Source organism: Pseudomonas sp. F-14 TE3623, from assembly GCF_053629015.1.
Genome location: NZ_JBRJHM010000001.1, coordinates 2,033,267 through 2,049,358 on the forward strand (window position 1 = coordinate 2,033,267; position 16,092 = coordinate 2,049,358).

Annotated in this window: 12 protein-coding genes and 2 tRNA genes; 3 read left to right on the forward strand and 11 right to left on the reverse strand. The window is 59.1% G+C overall.

Features of this window, described 5'->3' with window-relative positions; translation table 11 throughout:
- Positions 1-25 precede the first annotated feature (25 nt).
- The 4 genes from AB7M29_RS09175 to rimO form a co-directional block, all read right to left on the reverse strand.
- Positions 26-496 carry a YehS family protein gene (locus AB7M29_RS09175; RefSeq protein WP_217856709.1) on the reverse strand — a complete coding sequence of 157 codons (471 nt, stop codon included), beginning with the start codon at positions 494-496 and terminating at the stop codon, positions 26-28.
- Between the two features lie 75 nt (positions 497-571).
- Positions 572-1,282: an rRNA pseudouridine synthase gene (locus AB7M29_RS09180; RefSeq protein WP_038979194.1), complete on the reverse strand. Its 711-nt coding sequence runs from the start codon at positions 1,280-1,282 to the stop codon at positions 572-574.
- A 191-nt stretch (positions 1,283-1,473) separates the two neighbouring features.
- Positions 1,474-1,947, reverse strand: coding sequence for a GNAT family N-acetyltransferase (locus AB7M29_RS09185; RefSeq protein ID WP_217856707.1), 474 nt, complete (start codon positions 1,945-1,947; stop codon positions 1,474-1,476).
- A 112-nt stretch (positions 1,948-2,059) separates the two neighbouring features.
- The gene (rimO, locus tag AB7M29_RS09190) at positions 2,060-3,397 is read right to left on the reverse strand and encodes a 30S ribosomal protein S12 methylthiotransferase RimO (RefSeq protein ID WP_123499342.1); all 1,338 of its coding nucleotides are present in this window, start codon (positions 3,395-3,397) and stop codon (positions 2,060-2,062) included.
- Between the two features lie 290 nt (positions 3,398-3,687).
- Here rimO and AB7M29_RS09195 point away from each other — a divergent pair, with 290 nt between their 5' ends.
- The gene (locus AB7M29_RS09195; RefSeq protein ID WP_454246733.1) at positions 3,688-5,589 is read left to right on the forward strand and encodes a potassium transporter Kup; all 1,902 of its coding nucleotides are present in this window, start codon (positions 3,688-3,690) and stop codon (positions 5,587-5,589) included.
- Positions 5,590-5,824: 235 nt separating this feature from the next.
- On the opposite strand, the gene AB7M29_RS09200 is transcribed toward AB7M29_RS09195, so the two are convergent.
- A complete protein-coding gene (locus AB7M29_RS09200) occupies positions 5,825-6,151 on the reverse strand; it encodes a DUF3077 domain-containing protein (protein WP_454246734.1) in 327 nt (108 codons plus the stop codon).
- Between the two features lie 502 nt (positions 6,152-6,653).
- Here AB7M29_RS09200 and AB7M29_RS09205 point away from each other — a divergent pair.
- The gene (locus AB7M29_RS09205) at positions 6,654-6,944 is read left to right on the forward strand and encodes a type II toxin-antitoxin system Phd/YefM family antitoxin (protein ID WP_217856704.1); all 291 of its coding nucleotides are present in this window, start codon (positions 6,654-6,656) and stop codon (positions 6,942-6,944) included.
- Between the two features lie 226 nt (positions 6,945-7,170).
- Here AB7M29_RS09205 and AB7M29_RS09210 read toward each other — a convergent pair whose 3' ends face one another.
- The 4 genes from AB7M29_RS09210 to AB7M29_RS09225 form a co-directional block, all read right to left on the reverse strand.
- On the reverse strand, positions 7,171-8,466 hold the full coding sequence (locus tag AB7M29_RS09210) for an AcvB/VirJ family lysyl-phosphatidylglycerol hydrolase (protein WP_454246735.1): 1,296 nt from the start codon (positions 8,464-8,466) through the stop codon (positions 7,171-7,173).
- Complete coding sequence (gene mprF / locus AB7M29_RS09215) at positions 8,466-11,108, reverse strand: bifunctional lysylphosphatidylglycerol flippase/synthetase MprF (RefSeq protein ID WP_454246736.1); 2,643 nt, start codon at positions 11,106-11,108, stop codon at positions 8,466-8,468. Before mprF ends, AB7M29_RS09210 begins: the two co-directional genes overlap by 1 nt.
- 278 nt (positions 11,109-11,386) lie before the next feature.
- Positions 11,387-11,463, reverse strand: a tRNA-Met gene (locus AB7M29_RS09220).
- A gap of 220 nt (positions 11,464-11,683) precedes the next feature.
- Positions 11,684-11,760, reverse strand: a tRNA-Met gene (locus AB7M29_RS09225).
- Positions 11,761-12,061: 301 nt separating this feature from the next.
- Between AB7M29_RS09225 and dinB the strand changes: the two genes are divergently transcribed.
- Positions 12,062-13,123, forward strand: coding sequence for a DNA polymerase IV (gene dinB / locus AB7M29_RS09230; protein WP_201059867.1), 1,062 nt, complete (start codon positions 12,062-12,064; stop codon positions 13,121-13,123).
- Between the two features lie 140 nt (positions 13,124-13,263).
- Here dinB and AB7M29_RS09235 read toward each other — a convergent pair whose 3' ends face one another.
- Positions 13,264-14,217 (reverse strand): hypothetical protein, encoded by a 954-nt coding sequence (locus AB7M29_RS09235; protein ID WP_454246737.1) that lies wholly within the window; start codon positions 14,215-14,217, stop codon positions 13,264-13,266.
- Positions 14,218-14,234: 17 nt separating this feature from the next.
- Positions 14,235-15,950, reverse strand: a complete 1,716-nt coding sequence (locus AB7M29_RS09240; protein ID WP_217856700.1) for a proline--tRNA ligase — start codon at positions 15,948-15,950, stop codon at positions 14,235-14,237.
- Positions 15,951-16,092: the final 142 nt, after the last annotated feature.

Sequence of the window (16,092 nt, forward strand, 5' to 3'; positions counted from 1 at the left end):
GTGCTCCTACAGGTTCGTGGGCGATTTACTGCGGGCGAACGCGCAGGGTCAGGCCCTTGAGGAAATTGCGCAGCAACTGGTCGCCGCACGCACGGTAGTTGGTGTGGCCGAACTTGCGGAACAGCGCGCTCAGCTCAGGCTTGGACACCGGGAACTCGGCAGCCTTGAGGATGGCGTGCATGTCGTCTTCCTTCAGTTCGAAGGCCACACGCAACTTCTTCAGGATGATGTTGTTGGTCACCGGCACTTCGATCGGCTGCGGCGGACGGCTTTCGTCCTTGCCGCGCTTGAAGATCACCAGGCCATCGAGGAAATGCGCCATGACCTCGTCCGGGCAGCGTACGAAGCCTTCCTCGTCTTCCTCTTTCTTGTCGAGGTAGGTCAGCAAGTCTTCCAGGGACACGTCCATGCCACCGATCTTGATGATTTCGATGACTTTCTTGTCGCTGATGTCGAGCATGTAGCGCACGCTGCGCAGTACGTCGTTATGAATCATGGTGTGCAGTCCTGATATTCAGCAGTGGGCGCCGCATAAGCAGCGGCGCCGAAATGTATGGCGGCGTGAAAAGTCTTAGAACTTCTCTTTGCCGGACAGGTAGCGCCATTGTCCCAACGGCACTTTGCCGATGGACACGCCGCCGATACGGATGCGGCGGATGGCGACGACCTTCAGGCCTACAGCCTGGCAAAACAGGGCGATCACGCCCGGTTGTGGGTTCTTCATCGCAAAGCGCAGGCGGTTTTCGTTCTGCCAGCTGGCTTTGACCGGCGGCAGTTCCTTGCCCTTGTAGGTCAGGCCGTGGTTCAGACGGTTGAGGCCGTGAGCCACCATGTCGCCTTCAACTTCGACCACATACTCTTGCTCGATCTTGGCGGAGTCTGCGGTGAGTTTGCGCAGGATCTTCCAGTCCTGGGTGAACACCAGCAGACCGCTGGCATTGGCCTGCAGATCGGTGCTGGCGGTCAGGCGCAGGAAGTGGCCCTTGAGCGGGCGTTTGCCGTAGCGGTGTTCTTCGCTCAGGGTCTCGGCGCTGATGGTCGCCATGGCCGTGTCCGCGTCCATGCCCGCAGGTACGTTGAACAGAATGGTCACCGGCTCTGGCGCAGTGGCTTTTGCTTCGGGATCGAGCTCGACTTTTTGGTTGTCGACCTTGAACTGCGGCTCGTCGATGACTTCACCGTCCACGGTGACCCAGCCGCCCTCGATGAACAGCTCAGCCTCCCGACGGGAACAGCCGACGAGTTCGATGAGGCGTTTGGAGAGACGAATCGGGTCAGTCATGACAGGGCCGTAACAAAAAAGGGGTGGGCATTGTACCTGCCTGGCGCCGGTTAATCGCGAATCCATTTGCGCCGTGTGGCTTTTTTGTGGGAGCGGGCTTGCTCGCGAATGCAATTTGTCAGCTGACATCAATGTTGACTGACACACCGCTTTCGCGAGCAAGCCCGCTCCCACATTTGTTCCGTGTTGTGTCAGCCATGCTGTGAACTTTGCTGGTTTTGACGCAAACGCATGTGCAGCAACGGATAGGGCTGACCCATACCGTCGTGCTCGGAGCGACCGATCACCTCAAAGCCCTGTTTGAAGTAAAACCCCAAGGCCTGTGGGTTTTGCTCGTTGACGTCCAGTTCATCGGCGTTCAGGTGTTCCAGGGCGTAGCGCAGCAATTGCTTGCCCAGGCCCTTGCCGCGATGCGCCGGGTCGATGAAGAGCATTTCGATCTTGCCCGCCGCCACGCCAGCGAACCCGGTGATGCGCTGGCGCGAGTCTTTGGTGCAGATCAGCATCACCGCGTCGAGGTAGCGGGTCAGTACCAGATTCTTCAGCAGGTCGATGTAGCTGTCGGGCAGAAAGTCATGGGTGGCGCGCACCGAGGCTTCCCACACTTGGGTGAGTTCTTCGTAGTCGCTCTGTTTCGGTGTGTGAATGACCGAGTGTTGGCGCATGCCCGCTGGCCTCTCTTGCGTGGATGACGCGAGTTCTTTCTCTCACAAAACGATAGACGTAAAAAAGCCCCACATCTCGTCAAGAGAGCAGGGCTTTTTGTATTTTTTGCGTTTAGATCTGTTCAGCCCACAGGTCGTATTCGTCGGCGTCGGTCACTTTGCACCAGACTTTGTCGCCTGGCTTCAAGTTGCTGCCGTTGTCGATGAACACGTTGCCGTCGATTTCCGGGGCATCGAAGAAGCAACGGCCAACCGCGCCTTGCTCGTCGACTTCATCGACCAGCACTTCGATTTCACGGCCGATGCGCATTTGCAGGCGTGCCGAGCTGATGGCTTGTTGGTGAGCCATGAAGCGGTCCCAACGGTCTTGCTTGACGTCGTCCGGCACGATGGCCGCGTCCAGCAGGTTGGCCGGTGCGCCTTCGACCGGCGAGTACTGGAAGCAGCCAACGCGGTCCAGCTGCGCTTCGGTCAGCCAGTTCAGCAGGTACTGGAAGTCTTCTTCGGTTTCGCCAGGGAAGCCGACGATGAAGGTCGAACGGATGATCAGGTCCGGGCAGATTTCGCGCCAGTTCTTGATCCGCGCCAGGGTCTTGTCTTCGAAGGCCGGGCGTTTCATGGCTTTCAGGACTTTCGGGCTGGCGTGCTGGAACGGGATGTCCAGGTACGGCAGGATTTTCCCGGCGGCCATCAGCGGGATCAGCTCGTCGACGTGCGGGTACGGATAAACGTAGTGCAGACGCACCCAGACACCGAGGGTGCTGAGGGCTTCGCAGAGTTCGGTCATGCGGGTTTTCACCGGCGCGCCGTTCCAGAAGCCGGTGCGGTATTTCACGTCGACGCCGTAGGCGCTGGTGTCCTGGGAAATCACCAACAGCTCTTTGACGCCGGCCTTGACCAGGCGCTGAGCCTCGTCGAGCACGTCGCCGACCGGACGGCTGACCAGTTTGCCGCGCATCGACGGGATGATGCAGAAGCTGCAGCTGTGGTTGCAGCCTTCGGAAATCTTCAGGTAGGCGTAGTGACGCGGGGTCAGTTTGATCCCTTGCGGCGGCACCAAGTCGATCAGCGGGTTGTGATCCTGACGCGGCGGCACGGCGTCGTGCACGGCGTTGACCACTTGCTCGTACTGCTGCGGACCGGTCACAGCCAATACGCTTGGGTGCACGTTGCGGATGTTGCCTTCTTCGACGCCCATGCAGCCGGTCACGATGACCTTGCCGTTTTCCTTGATGGCTTCGCCGATCACTTCCAGGGACTCAGCCTTGGCCGAGTCGATGAAGCCGCAGGTGTTGACCACCACGACGTCGGCGTCCTGATAAGTGGACACAACGTCATAGCCTTCCATGCGCAGCTGGGTAAGGATGCGCTCGGAGTCGACCAGTGCTTTCGGGCAACCCAGGGAAACGAAGCCAACCTTTGGATTGGCCGGCGCAGGAGTGGTGGACATGTCTAACCTCGGTGTTTTGGGACGCCTCCAGCCGAAGACGGCAAGGCGACAGACGGGCGCTATGTTGCGCCTCTGGTCAAAAAGTGCGCAATTCTAGCGGTGAGAGGCGCACTTGACCAGCTTTATGCAGGGAAATACGACGAGTGCTGCGCTATGCTTCGCGCCGTTGCGCTTTACCGATTTTCTACAGTCAACAAAACGTCTGTAACAACAAGTAAAACAGTGCATGCTGCGACGCAAAGCATAGTGTCTTTTTCAAAGAAGTCCGGGTCTGGAAGTAGGAGTGGTGGATGGGTCAGGCAAGTAGTCAGGCTGCGGGTGCCGAGCATTCGGCGGCGAAGCCGATCGGCATGCTGGTCGCGGCGGTCGGGGTGGTTTATGGCGATATCGGCACGAGCCCGCTGTACACCCTCAAAGAAGTGTTTTCCGGTGGCTATGGCGTGCCGGTCAACCATGACGGCGTGCTGGGCATTCTGGCGCTGATCTTCTGGTCGCTGATCTGGGTCGTCTCAATCAAATACATGATGTTCGTGCTGCGTGCCGACAACCAGGGCGAAGGCGGGATCATGGCCTTGACCGCCCTGGCCCGACGAGCAGCGGCCGGGCATCCAAAATTGCGCACGTTGTTGGTGGTCTGCGGGCTGATCGGCGCGGCGCTGTTCTATGGCGACAGCATGATCACCCCGGCGATTTCCGTTCTCTCGGCGATTGAAGGCCTGGGGCTGGCATTCGAGGGTATCGACCATTGGGTGGTGCCGCTGTCATTGATCGTGCTGGTGGCGTTGTTCCTGATTCAGCGCCACGGTACGGCGCGGATCGGTATTTTGTTCGGGCCAATCATGGTCACCTGGTTTCTGGTGCTGGGCGCGCTGGGCGTGTATGGCATCAGCCAGCACCCGGAAGTGTTGCAGGCAATGAATCCGGTGTGGGGCGTGCGCTTCTTCATGGTCCATCCGGGCATGGGGATCGCGATTCTTGGCGCCGTGGTGCTGGCATTGACCGGTGCCGAGGCGTTGTACGCCGACATGGGCCACTTCGGTCGCAAGCCGATCGCCCGGGCCTGGTTCATTCTGGTTCTGCCGGCGCTAGTGCTGAACTACTTCGGGCAGGGCGCATTGCTGCTTGGTGATCCAGAAGCCGCTCGTAACCCGTTCTATCTTCTGGCGCCAAGCTGGGTGTTGATTCCATTGGTGGGATTGTCGACGATGGCCACGGTGATTGCCTCGCAAGCGGTCATCTCCGGTGCGTTCTCCCTGACTCGTCAGGCGATCCAGCTCGGCTACATTCCACGCATGCACATCCAGCACACGTCCAGTGCCGAGCAAGGCCAGATCTATATCGGCGCGGTGAACTGGGCGCTGATGGTTGGCGTGATTCTGTTGGTACTGGGCTTCGAGTCCTCCGGCGCGTTGGCTTCGGCTTACGGCGTGGCGGTGACTGGTACGATGCTGATGACCACCATCCTGGTGTCGGCGGTGATGTTGCTGTTGTGGAAGTGGCCACCGATCCTCGCGGTTCCGGTGTTGCTGGGTTTCCTATTGGTGGACGGTCTTTACTTCGCTGCCAACGTGCCGAAAATCATTCAGGGCGGTGCGTTCCCGGTAATTGCCGGTATCGCGCTGTTCGTGTTGATGACCACCTGGAAACGCGGCAAGCAACTGCTGGTGGAGCGACTGGACGAAGGCGGGTTGCCGCTGCCGATCTTCATCAGCAGTATCCGCGTGCAACCGCCGCATCGGGTCCAGGGAACGGCTGTGTTTCTTACCGCCCGCCCGGATGCCGTGCCTCACGCGCTGTTGCACAACCTGCTGCATAACCAGGTGCTGCACGAGCAAGTCGTGTTGCTGACAGTGGTGTACGAAGACATCCCGCGCGTCCCGCCACAACGGCGTTTCGATGTCGATTCCTACGGCGAAGGGTTCTTCCGGGTGATCCTGCACTTCGGCTTCACCGACGAGCCGGACGTGCCTGAGGCCTTGAAGCTGTGCCATCTGGATGACCTGAATTTCAGTCCGATGCGCACGACCTACTTCCTCAGCCGCGAGACGGTTATTGCCTCCAAACTCGAAGGCATGGCCCGCTGGCGCGAGGCGTTGTTTGCCTTCATGTTGAAGAATGCTAACGGCAACCTGCGGTTCTTCAATTTGCCGCTGAACCGGGTGATTGAGTTGGGTACGCAAGTCGAGATGTAAGCCACATGAAAAAGCCCCTGTTGCCATGAAGGTAGCGGGCGCTTTTTTGTGTCGGAGTACATTTTTTGGAGTCAAGGAGATCCCTTGTGGGAGCGGGCTTGCTCGCGAAGAGGGAGTGTCAGTCGACATCAATGTTGCCTGACACACTGCCTTCGCGAGCAAGCCCGCTCCCACAGGGGATCTGGCATGTATGAAAAAAGCCGCGTAGTTACGCGGCTTTTCCGTCTCTATGCCTTTACTTGCTTTCAGGCAGCTCTTCTTCAGATTCAGTCTTTGTCCGAGCAGGTCGCGGTGTCAGCACCTTCACCACATCATCAATCACTGCCTTGGACATAGCCGTCAAATAATGCGCGGCCCAGGCGTGGCGGTCGGTGTCTTTTATGTAGGCTGCATCCTCGGTAAATGATTTGGCGAGGAACAGTAGGTCGGAGGCTTGTGACAATGCATCAACGATGGGGACGCCGGCACGGACATTGAACAACGCCTGATCCGAGCAGTAGATGAGCGGGGTGAGGCCGATGGTTTTTAGTTCTGAAATCGCGGTCGAATCTATTTTGGACATGTCTATTCCCTAAGCTTGAGGAACTGCCACGTTCGTTTCCAAGCGAATGGGTGGCAGCTGTGCGCAGGTTGGAAAACCGGGAGCCTAGGAAACCGGCACGTCCGAAGACGTCCCGCGCACAACCGCCATGACACAAGATTGCAGCCGTAAAGGTCTGCGGTCATGTTGGGCACGTTGTTACTATTCGCTCGACGGGTTTCCAAGCCCGATCGCTGAATGGTCAGCGACGTCCGGAGAGTATCCCGTCGAAGAAAAGCCCAACAAGGCAGCAAAGTGCCCAAACGTACCCAATTGGCAAGATTAGGAGTTTGCCTACAAGGTCTGCGGGCGTCATCCGATATTGCGAGATCTTTTAGTAAACGAAACTAAACATGCCCAGTGAGCTTGAAAAACGCAGCTTGGTAAATTCGCGTTTTTTGCAGCTTTCTGTATGTCGAGTTCGACTCAATGCTCTGCGTGGAGCTGTGTGTTCAAATCTGCATGATTGTGAGGAGAGATAGGTATGACGGCATCATTAGAGCGTGCTGACCAAGCGACATCGATGCCTGCAATGGTCAGGGGCTTCAGTGCGAGACTCGAGGAGATCTCCAGCCGTGCCACCGAGCGCCTGGTCATTTTCAAAGATAATCGGCCAGCAGCGGTCATTATCAATGTCGATGTGTATCAGGAAATGCTCGACGAGCTTAAGGATCTTCGCGTTGAAGCAGCAGCCGGGGAGCGATTGATAGGGTTTGATCAGGCCAAGGCAGTTAGTCACGACGATATGCGGGCACGGTACGCCAGGAAAGCCTAAGAGCTCGCGGGCGGTAGACGCATCCGCACAGGCGATACGCAGATCCTGTGGGAGCGGGCTTGCTCGCGAAGACGGACTAACATTCAACATTGACGTCGACTGACATACCGCTTTCGCGAGCAAGCCCGCTCCCACAGGGGATCTGCGGTGTTTGGTTAACTTGCACTCATATGAAAAAGCCCCCGCACCGTGAGGTGTCGGGGGCTTTTTGTGAGCGCTGCTCAGATCACTCTTGAGCCGCCGTCTCCTTCCCTTGACGCTTCTCGATCACATCCACCAAACGCTGTGCCAATGCAGGATAGTTCTCGTCGAAGTGATGGCCGCCGGGCAGTTTCATCGCTTCGCCCACGGCGGTCTTGTCGGTGCAGCCGCTCTCGTCGACTTCTTCCTCACCGTAGATGCACACCACTTTTGCCGGCGGCAGCTTGGCCATTTCCGGGCCGGTGGCGGCTTCTTTGCCGGCGTTGCCGAGCCAGCCTTCGACTTCGATTTCGAAGCTGCCGGTGCGGGCGAAGGCCAGCAGGATGATTGCGTCGACGCGCTGCTGTTCAGCTTCCGGCAGGCGGTTGTAGATGGCGGGCAGTACGTCCGCGCCGAACGAGTAACCGGTCAGGATGAAGCGTTTGGTGCCCCATTTCTGCCGGTAGTGCTGCATCAGTTCGGTCAGGTCCAGAGCGCTTTGCTCCGGGCTCTTGTGCTGCCAGTAGTAGCGCAGGGTGTCGATGCCGACCACTGGGTAGCCGATCTTCGCCATCTCGCCCGCGACGTCGCGGTCGAGGTCGCGCCAGCCGCCGTCTCCAGAGAGGAACAGGGTGACGGTGTCCTTGGCCTGACCGGCCGGCACTTCGACCACCGGGATCTGCAGGCCGCCAGCGGCTTTATCGCCACCGACGAGGATCTTGCGCAGTTCGTTGTTCAGCACTTGCGGCAGGTTGATGTCGTAGTCGCTGATGCTGGTTTCGGCATTGGCCTGGTCACGCACGAAACCGGCGCTGGTGTCGTCCGGGTTGTCGTTCCAGGCCACCAGCCAGTGACCATGGGCAGCGCTTTTCGGCAGCAGGTGAGTGCAGCCGGGTTTTTCCAGGGCCAGGTCGACCGAAATCGCCTGGGCCTTTTCGTCCTTCTGTTCGGCCAGCCAGCGCCACGCCAGCACGGCGCCAGGGCCGATGCCGCTGACAAGGGTTGCCGGGCCTTTGAGTTGCCTGAGACCTGCTTGCAGAGCGCGACCTTGCAGGATGCAGTCCTTGGGCAGGATCACCTGGACGATCTGCGCCGAGCCGCTGCGGCTCAGGGTCAGCAATTGTTTGTCGCTGAGCTTCTGCTCTTCATTGACCGCCACCAGCAGCTGGGCGCGCGGCGTGTTGCCGGGGATGACGCGGGTCATCGCGGCGCCATCGGCCGGCGTCAGCAGTTCGAGGGTCGGTTCTGGTGCCGGGCGTTTCAGGTACCAGTAACCGCCACCGACAATAAGGGCCAGCACTACCAGTGTGGCCAGTACGTACCGCAGGGAGCGTTGAATCATCAGCGTTTCACCAATCCAGTCAAGCCGCCCGCAATCAGGGCGGCAGTGTCGGCCAGGGCAACCAGCGGATCGAGTCCGGCGGGCACGGCCATATAACGGGGTTCCCAGTCGGGCTGGAACTTGTCTTTGAAGCGGCGCAAACCTTGGAAGTTGTACAGCTGCTCACCACGGCGGAATACCATCGAACCCAGGCGCTGGGTCAGTGGTGCGCCGCGCCGGGGTTGTAACCCCGACAACGGCACCATGCCCAGGCTGAAGCGCGCGTATCCATGATTTTTATAATGTTGAATCAGGCCGACCATCATGAACTCCATGGTCAGCTTGGGGGCGTCGGGGTGCGCGCGCATCAGGTCGAGGCTGGCCAGTTCATGGCCGTAAGTCTCGAGCAGGTTGGCGAACGCCACCGGGCGCCCTTCGAAACGAATCACCGCGACACGGAAGTGCTTGAGGTAGTCATCACTGAAACGCCCGAGCGAGAAGCCTTTCTCGCGCACGTTCTTGCCAGTCAGCCAGGCGTCCGAAATAGCCTTGAGCTCATCCATCGGTGCTTGCCCCGGCTCATGGATTTCCAGCGACAGGCCATCACGGGTGCCGCGGTTCCAGGTGTAGCGCAGGTCCTTCATCTCTTTGCCCTTGGCTTCGAGATCAAAGCGGTGCAGATCGACCCGGGCTTCTTCGCCGAGCTTGATCGCGGTCAGGCCGATGTCCATGTAGTACGGCAGATTCTCGGCGCGTACTTGATAGAACACGGGGCGGGCGTGATGGATATCGCAGAGGTCGCGGAACTGCCAGATCATTTCCGCCCGTTGCTGGGTCGGGCCGATCGGGTCATACAAGGCCACCAGGCTGCGACCACGGCGGGCGTACATCAGAAACGCCTCGTCGTTAGGGTGAAACAGCAGCGCCTTGTCACCGGTCAGGGCCAGGCCGCCATCCGGTTGGGACGAGGCCATGAGAATCTTTACCGCGCGGTCCAGCTCATCGGGCGTTGGCAGATGGATCACCGGGCGCGCGGTGCGCAGCAGCCAGGTCAGGGACACCACCACCAGCAGGACCGCGGCGCCGAGCAGCGAGCGCAGGCCACGCGGAGCATCGGCGTCGAGGGTGAACTGCCACCAGAGTTGATGGCTGTAGGGTACGTCCTGATAGGCGAACAGCAGCAGCCAGATCGATGCGCCGAGTACGCAGAGGCTGGCCACCAGATACAGCGGCGAAAACGGCACTTCGGTCAGGCGACTGGGGCGATAGAACGAACGCCGGAAAACCCCCAGCAAACTCGCCGTCAGGGTCATCAGGCAAGCCTCTTCCCAGTCGAAGCCTTTAAGCAGAGAGAGCAGGGCGCCGACCAACAACAGAATGGTGGTCAGCATCCACGCGGCTGACAGGCGGCGACGCAACCCCTGAGCCAGCAGCAGGCAGAGGACACCTACAAGACTAGCGCCGAAGTGCGAGGCGTCGACCAAGCGATGCGGAATCAGAAAACCGATGTGTTCAAGGCGGGTATCGATCTCCGGCGTCACACCGGAAAACAGCAGCACCACGCCAGACAGAAACACCAGTACCGCCAGAATCGGCGCGGCCATGCCAGATGCAGCACGCAAGGACTGACGCGATTGAAACAGGCGCTGGCCTTCATTAACCAGCAGCAGTACGCAAGCCACCAGCAGCGGCAACACCACGTAGATCAGGCGGTAGAGCAGCAGCGCGGCGGCCAGTGGCGCGGCACCGAGTTTGTCGGCGAAGGCAGCGAGCAAAATCGCTTCGAATACCCCGACGCCGCCCGGTACATGGCTGAGCACGCCAGCGGCCAGGGCCAATAGATAGACCAGCAGGAACGCACCAAAGGGCGGCGCTTCCGGCAGCAACAGATAGAGCACGGTCGCGGCGGCGGCCACGTCCAGAGCGGTGATGACCAGTTGCAGGAACGTCAGGCGTCGACCTGGCAGGCGCAAGGTGCGGCGACCGACCTTGACCAGCAGGTTGTCGGGGTAGGGCTGTTCCGGCAAACGACGGCGATAGATGCCGATGGCCAGCACGGTGGAGAGCAGCAGCACGACCACTGCAATCGCACCCAGCAACGTTTCGGAGAAACCCAGGGCCACGGAGGCGGCGGGCAGGTTGCTGAGGGTAGCGAGGGCGGCCAGGGGCGGAAGGGCGCAGCCGAGCGAGAGGCTGGCAAACAAGGTCATGTGCGCGACTTCCGAAGCCCCTACACCATGACGTGCATATAAACGGTAGCGAACCGAGCCGCCTGACAGCAGCGAAAGGCCGATGGCGTTGCCAATGGCAAACGCGGTGAAGCCGCCCAATGCCAATATTCGCGGCGCCAGCGTCACGCCGGCATAACGGCTGGCCGACCATTCGTAACCCAACAGAATGATGAAGCCGATGACGGTCGCGCCGAGCGCACCCAGCAAGGCCGGTTTTGGCACTTCCAGAATCGAGTCGTGCAGCGCGTACAGATCGAGTTCGCTCAGTAGGTGACGACAGGCAATCAGCGCAATGGCGAACAACAGCAAAGTGACCGCCAGCCCGATGGGTTGGCGATATTTGCTGATTCGATCCAGCAAGCGCAGGCGCTCGGCTTTGATCGGTTGTGTCGCTGTGACGGTGTCTTGTGGATCAGACGAGTTGGCGCGCATCAATCACCTCTTGGATTGTGCGCGACAGGATGGAGGTATCCAGCCAAGTTACCAATCCCTGTGGAAAAAAATAATCACAAATATTAACGCCTCTCACCGGATGTGGGCGATGGCGCGTCATTCAGTCGTAGGAAGTTTCATCTGTGGTTCAGCCTGCGCTGAACTCACAGTCTGGCGATCCCGAACGGCTCGCTGCACAGTGACAGATCATTGTTGCGAAAGGACTTTTTCAACAGATACAAAAAAGGCCACTCTTTCGAGTAGCCTTTTTTGATGTTTGGTTGCGGGAGCCGGATTTGAACCGACGACCTTCGGGTTATGAGCCCGACGAGCTACCAGACTGCTCCATCCCGCGTCTGTGTGGCGGCATTCTACAGGCGAACGCCGGAGTGTCAACCGTTAATCCCAGTATGGCTCAAATAAGTGTAAAGCGACGGTGAACGGTAGCGGGGGAGACCTAAGTTTCGGAATCAGAACGATTTCTTGTTTCTGGGCCGAAAGGCATAGACCGCTGACTTTTATAAAACAGGCGCGCACAAAAAAGGCCACTCTTTCGAGTAGCCTTTTTTGATGTTTGGTTGCGGGAGCCGGATTTGAACCGACGACCTTCGGGTTATGAGCCCGACGAGCTACCAGACTGCTCCATCCCGCGTCTGTGTGTCGGCATTCTACAGAGGATCGCAGGGCTGTCAACCTTCAATCTCGGTAAAACCTGTTCCCGTTCAAGCGCTTAGGTGAAAAAAGCAACGGCTGACCGGCCTGAAACGCAGGCAGGGCAAGGCTTGTGGCTCTATCGAGTGGGGTCTTTCGATTGAGAAAATAAATTCCCCTGACCCTTTTCCTACAAAGGAGAAAGAACATTCAGAGTACTGGTGCTATATACAGGTGTCAGTGAGATACTGCCGGTATGACTCACCCACACATCATTTCTTCGCCATGAACACTGCTTTTATATGACGCAGCGAAAAATCATCCACGTCGATTGTGACTGTTTCTACGCCGCCATCGAGATGCGTGACGACCCGCGCCTGGCTGGTAAGCCATTGGCGGTGGGCGGCTCGGCGGATCGGCGTGGGGTGATTGCCACCTGTAACTATGAAGCGCGGGCTTATGGCGTACGCTCGGCCATGTCTTCCGGGCATGCCTTGAAGCTCTGTCCAGACCTGACCATCGTCAAGCCGCGCATGGATGCCTATAGAGAGGCGTCGAAGGAAATTCATACGATCTTTCGCGATTACACCGATCTGATCGAGCCGCTTTCCCTGGATGAGGCCTACCTCGACGTGTCGGACAGCGCGCATTTTGGCGGCAGCGCCACGCGAATCGCCCAGGACATTCGCCGCCGGGTCTCCAATCAGTTGCACATCACCGTGTCAGCTGGCGTGGCGCCGAACAAGTTTCTCGCCAAAATCGCCAGTGACTGGAAGAAGCCTAACGGCTTGTTCGTGATCACGCCGGATCAGGTGGAAGACTTCGTCAGTGGTTTGCCAGTGAGCAAGCTGCACGGGGTTGGCAAAGTGACTGCCGACAAACTCGGCAGGCTCGGTATTGTCGATTGCTCGCATTTGCGCGAATGGGACAAGTTGGCACTGGTGCGCGAATTCGGCAGTTTTGGCGAGCGACTCTGGAGCCTGGCCCGTGGGATCGATGAGCGGTTGGTGCATAACGACAGTCGCCGGCAGTCGATCAGCGTCGAAAACACTTACGACGTGGACCTGCCGGATTTGGTGAGTTGTCTGGATAAATTGCCTGAGTTGCTGGAGTCCCTGAATGGCCGCATGGCGCGGATCGACAGCAGTTATCGGCCGGGCAAGCCGTTCGTCAAAGTGAAATTCCATGACTTTACCCAGACTACTTTGGAGCAGGCCGGGGCAGGGCGGGATCTGGGGAGTTATCAGTTGCTGCTGACCCAAGCCTTTAACCGTGGCGGGAAACCGGTGCGGTTGTTGGGGATTGGGGTGAGGCTGGAGGATTTGCGGGGCGGGTTTGAGCAGATGGAGTTGTTTGAGCGGTAGGGGCAGGGTTTTGGTGTGGTGGTGAATGTAATGGCGCCTTCGCGAGCAAGTCGAATCGTCGCACCGCCGCTCCCACATTGGATTTATGGTGTTCACAAAACCAATGTGGGAGCGGGCTTGCTCGCGAAGCTTTTAGGCTTTTAGTTCGGCCCTGGATCCGCCACCAGTCGTCCGGCATCCTTGGTCAGCGACTTGAGGAATTCGGTCTGCAACTCGGGATCGTTGCGGGTCAGTTCGATCAGGCTCTGTTCCAGTTCGCTGGCTTCTTCTTCCAGACCCAGTTCCGACAGACGTTTGACCCGGTGTACCCACTGGCTCACTTCGTCGTCTTCGAGGTCGTCGTAAATCAGCCCATGCGCTTCGAGCAGCTTGCCGCGCAAGTTGCCGCTGATCATCAGGGACGAGTCGGTGTGCACATCGTCCTTGTTGTCCTCGACACTGATCTGCAGCTTGCCCAGATGATTGAGGTCATGTTCGGCGAACGGGCTGTCCAGCAGGTTCAGGCGCAACACGCCGTTACGGTCGGTGCTCAGTTCGAAGGTGTTCTTGCCAGCCTTGACCTGCACCGGGCGCTCGCTCCACGGCAGGCTCGAGTATTCCGTGCGCTTGTCGCGCTGGACTTCGTCGATACCCGCCAGGTTCTGTTGCGCCCGACCATGGGACTGCGCGTTCATGAACGGATTCAGCCCGGCGAAACCATAGCTGAGCCAGTCCTTCGTCACGCTGTCCGGCAGATTGCCGAGGGCGAACACGTTGACCACGTTCGCACCGACACCGGCCACCACGGCCACCGCGCCCAGCGGGATCTCGTAGACCTCCCTCCAGGGTTGGTAAGGCGTGTAGCGATCGTAGTGACGCGTGACTTCGAACTCGGTGACTTCGAAGGTCTTCTGCTCGTGGATTTTCACCCGACGTTGCGGCAGCTCAAGCACCTTGGGCTCGCCGACATCGATCTGCAGGCTGTGATCGAGCAATTTGCGCTCGATCCGTTCCTCGTGCTCGCTACGTTGTGACATCTGATTGGCACAGCCGCTGACCAGCAGCGCGCCGCACAAGGCGGCGCTACCGAGGCCTAAGGTGTTTCGCTTGAACATGACGTCTCTATCTGGTGTCAGCGGCGGATACGGGCCTGGAGGAAAGACAGCACGTCAGCGACCGGCAGTGCTTGCGCCTCGGCCTCTGTGCGGCTCTTGTATTCCAGATTGCCGTCGGCGAGGCCACGGTCACTGACCACGATCCGGTGTGGGATGCCAATCAGCTCCATGTCCGCGAACTTGATGCCCGGGCTGGTTTTCTTGTCGCGGTCGTCCAGCAGCACTTCGAAGCCGGCGGCAGTCAGTTCTGCGTAGAGCTTGTCGGTGGCTTCGCGAACCTGTTCGGTTTCGTAGCGCAGCGGAACCAGGGCAACCTGGAACGGAGCCAGAGCGTCGCTCCAGATGATCCCGTTCTCGTCGTTGCTCTGTTCGATGGCGGCCGCCACCACGCGGGATACGCCAATGCCGTAGCAACCCATTTCCAGGGTGACCGGCTTGCCGTTCTCGCCCAACACTTCGCACTTCATCGCTTTGCTGTACTTGTTGCCCAGCTGGAAGATGTGCCCGACTTCGATACCGCGCTTGATTTCCAGGGTGCCTTTGCCGTCAGGGCTTGGATCACCGGCCACGACGTTACGCAGGTCGGCGACGGTCGGAACCGGCAAGTCACGTTCCCAGTTCACGCCGAAGTAGTGTTTGTCGTCGATGTTGGCACCGATGCCGAAGTCGCTCATCAGCTCGACGGAACGGTCGATGATGATCGGCAGTGGCAGGTTCAACGGGCCAAGAGAACCGGCGCCGGCGCCAATGGCGTCGCGCAGTTCAGCTTCGGAAGCCATGACCAGCGGGCTGGCAACGCCAGGCTGGTTGGCGGCCTTGATTTCGTTCAGCTCGTGGTCGCCACGGATGATCAGAGCAATCAGTTTTCCTTGCTCTTCAGCGTGCACCACCAAGGTCTTGATGGTCTTTTCGATCGGCAGATTGAAGCCTTCGACCAGTTGCGCAATGGTCTTGGCGTTCGGCGTGTCGACCAGGCGCAGCTCTTCGGCAGGCGCGGCACGAGAGGTTTCGCGCGGTACGGCTTCGGCCTTTTCGATGTTGGCTGCGTAGTCGGAACCGTTGCTGAAGACGATATCGTCTTCACCGGATTCGGCCAGCACGTGGAACTCGTGGGAGCCGGCACCACCGATCGAGCCGTTGTCGGCTTCAACCGGACGGAATTTCAAGCCCAAGCGAGTGAACACGTTGCAGTACGCCTGGTGCATACGGTCGTAGGTGATCTGCAGCGAAGGCTGGTCAGCGTGGAACGAATAGGCGTCCTTCATGATGAATTCGCGGCCGCGCATCAAACCGAAGCGTGGGCGAATTTCGTCACGGAATTTGGTCTGGATCTGATACAGGTTGATCGGCAGCTGTTTGTAGCTGCTCAGCTCGTTGCGCATCAGGTCGGTGATGACTTCTTCGTGAGTCGGGCCGGCACAGAAGTCGCGACCATGGCGATCCTTGAAGCGCAGCAATTCCGGGCCGTATTCTTCCCAGCGACCGGATTCCTGCCACAGCTCAGCCGGTTGCGTGCTCGGCATCAACACTTCGAGAGAGCCGGCGGCGTTCATTTCTTCACGCACGATGGCTTCGACCTTGCGCATCACTCGCAAGCCCATGGGCAGCCAGGTGTACAGGCCCGAGGCGAGTTTGCGGATCATGCCGGCGCGCAGCATCAGCTGATGGCTGATGACGACCGCGTCGGAAGGCGTTTCTTTCTGTGTGGCGAGCAAAAATTGACTGGTGCGCATGGTTGGCCGTTGTCGGTTGCTGATGACGAGAAATGACGGAACATTGTACGGGCGAGATCTGCTGGCGTACAGGAGTGCGGCCGGCTGTGTCGCAGAGGGCGAGATTCTGCCCGCCCTCTGTGATGCTTCCTGTCTAAAAAGC

Excerpts from the sequence above, each read along its gene's own strand:
- AB7M29_RS09200 (WP_454246734.1), bottom strand. The coding sequence starts at position 6,151 with ATGTCCAAAATAGATTCGACCGCGATTTCAGAACTAAAAACCATCGGC.
- AB7M29_RS09235 (WP_454246737.1), bottom strand. The coding sequence starts at position 14,217 with ATGTTCAAGCGAAACACCTTAGGCCTCGGTAGCGCCGCCTTGTGCGGC.
- AB7M29_RS09195 (WP_454246733.1), top strand. The coding sequence starts at position 3,688 with ATGGGTCAGGCAAGTAGTCAGGCTGCGGGTGCCGAGCATTCGGCGGCG.
- AB7M29_RS09175 (WP_217856709.1), bottom strand. The coding sequence starts at position 496 with ATGATTCATAACGACGTACTGCGCAGCGTGCGCTACATGCTCGACATC.
- dinB (WP_201059867.1), top strand. The coding sequence starts at position 12,062 with ATGACGCAGCGAAAAATCATCCACGTCGATTGTGACTGTTTCTACGCC.
- AB7M29_RS09180 (WP_038979194.1), bottom strand. The coding sequence starts at position 1,282 with ATGACTGACCCGATTCGTCTCTCCAAACGCCTCATCGAACTCGTCGGC.
- AB7M29_RS09240 (WP_217856700.1), bottom strand. The coding sequence starts at position 15,950 with ATGCGCACCAGTCAATTTTTGCTCGCCACACAGAAAGAAACGCCTTCC.
- AB7M29_RS09185 (WP_217856707.1), bottom strand. The coding sequence starts at position 1,947 with ATGCGCCAACACTCGGTCATTCACACACCGAAACAGAGCGACTACGAA.
- AB7M29_RS09210 (WP_454246735.1), bottom strand. The coding sequence starts at position 8,466 with ATGATTCAACGCTCCCTGCGGTACGTACTGGCCACACTGGTAGTGCTG.
- mprF (WP_454246736.1), bottom strand. The coding sequence starts at position 11,108 with ATGCGCGCCAACTCGTCTGATCCACAAGACACCGTCACAGCGACACAA.
- rimO (WP_123499342.1), bottom strand. The coding sequence starts at position 3,397 with ATGTCCACCACTCCTGCGCCGGCCAATCCAAAGGTTGGCTTCGTTTCC.
- AB7M29_RS09205 (WP_217856704.1), top strand. The coding sequence starts at position 6,654 with ATGACGGCATCATTAGAGCGTGCTGACCAAGCGACATCGATGCCTGCA.